Here is a 3153-nt window from a genome sequence, read left to right on the forward strand (position 1 = left end):
GTGACCTCCCGCAAGGCGCGGCTCGGCGAGCTGGGCGGCGAGGCCGTCCGGACCGCCCAGGCGCTCGGCGAGTGGCTGGGAACCCCCGAGCGCACCTCCGCGCCGACCGCGTAATGCCCGACGAGCCGCAGCGCCGAAGCCCCCGCCGGACCCGGCTGTACGCGCTCACCGACGGCCGCACGTCCGCCGCCCCGCAGACCGTCCTCACGATGGACACCACCATCGTGGCGGCGGTCCCCGCGGACGACGACGACCCCGGCCTGTCCACCGAGTGGCGGGCCGTCCTGGCCCTGTGCGCGCCGCCCGTGGGGATGGCCGTCGCCGAGATCGCCGCCCGCATGCACATGCGCCTCACCCCCATGACGCTCCTGCTGGGCGAGCTCGCGGACCGCGGGCTGATCGACCACCGGCCGCCCCTGGAGGGCGCCGAGACCACCAATGTCCACCTGCTCATGAAAATCAGGGACAACCTTGCCCGGATATGACACCTCCGTCGCCCCCGCGGCCCGGGAAGCGGCCCCGGTCAAGATCCTCGTCGCCGGCGGGTTCGGAGTCGGCAAGACCACCCTGGTCGAGGCGGTCTCCGAGATCGAACCGCTGCGCACGGAGGAGCGCCTGACGAGCGCCGGGGTCGGCGTCGACGACCTCGACGGCATCGAGTCCAAGACCCTCACCACCGTGGCGATGGACTTCGGCAGGATCACGCTCACCGACGCCGGGGTCGTCCTCTACCTGTTCGGCACGCCCGGCCAGGAGCGGTTCTGGTTCATGTGGGACGACCTGCTCAGCGGGGCCCTGGGCGCCCTCGTGCTCGTCGACACCCGGCGGCTGGACCGGGGTTTCCCGGCGATCGACTTCTTCGAGAGCCGGGGGCTGCCGTTCGTGGTCGGGGCCAACTGCTTCCACGGCGAACAGCCCTACACCGCCGAGGAGATCGCCGCCGCCCTGCACCTGAGGGACCCCGCCACCCCGGTGCTCCTGCTGGACGCCCGCTCCCGCGCGGACGCGCGCGACTGCCTGCTGGCCCTGCTCGACCTGGTCATCGCCCGGGCCGGGGCCCCGGCGGGGGCCTGACCGGGGCCGGTGCGCGCGCGCCCGTCCTACCGGGGCGCGGGGCGGCGTGCGGCCGCGGCCCCGCTCTCCTCCAGCAGGATCCGCAGGGAGTACTCGGCGGCCCGGTGGCGCAGGAACACCTGGGCGCGGGTGCCCGCCGCCAGCCCGCGGGCCGCGGCGGCCCCCTCCCGCGTCGCGTCGTCCCGGGTCTCGCGCCAGCCGTGCGCGGTACGCCGTACGGTGCCGTCCCACGCGGTGTGGCGGGCCATCCAGAACCATCCGGTCCCGGCGGGGCAGCAGCCCCACACCACCGCGTCGAGGCAGGCGTCCTGCCTGTCCTGCCCGTGCGCCTGAGTCTCCCGCGTCACGTGCGTCCCCCCGGTTTCCGTCCTGGTTCGGACCGCAGGCTAGGTCAGGGCGCGGGGCACGAGGGAGTCCGGGTTTCGGCCAACCTGGAAGGCGCCGGCCCCGCGCGGGCCCGGGCGCGGGTCAGGAACGGCCCGGCTGCGGCTCCGCGGGAGCCGGGCTCCCCGACGGGGTGGCCGACGGGGCCGGGCTCTGCGAGGGGGCGACGGCGCAGACGACCTCGTCACGCGGGGTGTAGTGGGTGCGGAACGTCTCCCGCTTGACCTCCCGGCCCTGCCGGACGAACACGCGGTCGACCGCCACGTCGAACCCCTCGAACGGGGTCTGCGCCTCGCAGTCGGGGCCGGTGGCCTCGCGCTTGGCGGGCGGGACGACGTTCGTACGGGGGCCCTGGGTGGCGCGTATCGCGTCGTACCGGCGTGTGCCGACCAGGGTGATGGTCACCGAGGTGTCGGTGGACGAGGCCCGGATGGTCAGGGGGTGGCCGGAGTCGTTCCTCCAGCGCAGGTCCAGGGTGCCCCAGGCGACGGTGGCCTCGCGGCCCTCGGGGTAGCGCTCGATGTAGAAGGAGTGGGCCCCGTGCTCGACGAAGGGGGCGCCCGAGAAGAACACGGCGTTGTAGACGGCCGTCGCCACGCTGGAGACACCGCCGCCCGGCGCCTTCACGTAGCGGCCGTCGTTGATCATGACCCCGTCGACGAAGCCGTTCGCCGCGGTGCGCTCGCCCACCGTCCGGTTGAAGCTCCAGGTCTGGCCCGGGGCGACCACCGAACCGTCGATCAGCTGGACGGCCCGCCCGATGTTCGTGGTCCGGTACGGGGCGGCGGGGAAGTTCACCGTGAACGAGGACACCACCTGACGGCCCTGTGCGGTCCCGACCCGGCCGGCCACCGCAGCGGCTGCCTGCCCGGCCGCGGGCGGCACCTCGGCGCCGGCGGCGTGACCGGCCGGGATCAGCAGGGTGAGGCCGAGGCCGAGTACGGCGGCCCCCGCCAGGGCGGGCAGTCCGAACCGCCGGTGGTCGGTCAGGCGGTGTGCGCGTCGCATGTCTCTCCTGTCGGCGGGGGCCCGGGGCCTCGGGGCTCGCGGGTGCGGTCGAGGGGGGTACGGCCGCAGACAAGGATCCAGCCATCTTGGTCAAAAAGGACAAAAATGTGCCCGTTCTCACGCAGAACGGCGGCCCGCCCCGGACCGGGGGCGGCCCTCGCCGTCCGGGGACGGGAGGTTAGCGTGATCACCATGTACGAGATCAAGGGCGTCAACGCCACACCGGGCGGCCGGCGCACCGTCCGGTTCCACAACCGCGGCTACGCCGTCACCCCGGACCGGCGCGCCGGCGCCGTCGCCGACACCTTCCTCGGGGAGGGCGCCGGCTGCGTCACCGCGCTGGTCCTGCTCGCCCTGATCGGCCTCTACAGCCTGCTCCGCAAGGCCGACGCGCCGCAGGCCGCCCTCACGGCCTGCATCGTGCTGTTCCTCGTCGCGCTCTGTTACGGGGCCCTGATCGCGCTCGTGCAGTGGGCGAGCGGAGTGGTCGTGGACGTCCTGATCGTGCTGCTCGCCGTGCTGACGCTCCCGGGGCTGCTGTTCCCGGGGTACCGGCGGGCGCTGCGGCGCCGGCTGGGCGGCGGTGGCCCGGAGACCGGACGCGGCTGGGTGCCCGCCTCGGCCCTCGCCGGACTCTGGTACCAGCCCGGTCCCGGGGAGGCCGACGCCGCGCAGGGACCACAGGTC

General features: G+C 74.7%; 5 protein-coding genes. 3 read left to right on the forward strand and 2 right to left on the reverse strand.

The genetic code is table 11. The annotated features are described in order from the left end of the window. Nucleotides 1-113: 113 nt before the first annotated feature. Nucleotides 114-485, forward strand: a complete 372-nt coding sequence (locus tag ACFVXK_RS37815; RefSeq protein WP_389621687.1) for a DUF742 domain-containing protein — start codon at nt 114-116, stop codon at nt 483-485. Further along, nucleotides 472-1074 (forward strand): ATP/GTP-binding protein, encoded by a 603-nt coding sequence (locus ACFVXK_RS37820; RefSeq protein ID WP_389621690.1) that lies wholly within the window; start codon nt 472-474, stop codon nt 1072-1074. Before ACFVXK_RS37815 ends, ACFVXK_RS37820 begins: the two co-directional genes overlap by 14 nt. A gap of 26 nt (nt 1075-1100) precedes the next feature. On the opposite strand, the gene ACFVXK_RS37825 is transcribed toward ACFVXK_RS37820, so the two are convergent. Both ACFVXK_RS37825 and ACFVXK_RS37830 read right to left on the reverse strand, forming a co-directional pair. Then, complete coding sequence (locus ACFVXK_RS37825; protein ID WP_389621693.1) at nt 1101-1421, reverse strand: hypothetical protein; 321 nt, start codon at nt 1419-1421, stop codon at nt 1101-1103. Between the two features lie 121 nt (nt 1422-1542). After that, complete coding sequence (locus ACFVXK_RS37830) at nt 1543-2466, reverse strand: VanW family protein (protein WP_389621696.1); 924 nt, start codon at nt 2464-2466, stop codon at nt 1543-1545. 183 nt (nt 2467-2649) lie between these two features. Between ACFVXK_RS37830 and ACFVXK_RS37835 the strand changes: the two genes are divergently transcribed. Next, on the forward strand, nt 2650-3153 hold a 504-nt coding region (locus tag ACFVXK_RS37835; RefSeq protein ID WP_389621699.1), incomplete at its 3' end, for a hypothetical protein.

Source organism: Streptomyces sp. NPDC058157, assembly GCF_042884105.1.
Lineage (GTDB): Bacteria > Actinomycetota > Actinomycetes > Streptomycetales > Streptomycetaceae > Streptomyces.

Bases quoted from the DNA above. Each gene is read 5' to 3' on its own strand.
- ACFVXK_RS37815 (WP_389621687.1), top strand. From the start codon at position 114: ATGCCCGACGAGCCGCAGCGCCGAAGCCCCCGCCGGACCCGGCTGTAC.
- ACFVXK_RS37830 (WP_389621696.1), bottom strand. From the start codon at position 2,466: ATGCGACGCGCACACCGCCTGACCGACCACCGGCGGTTCGGACTGCCC.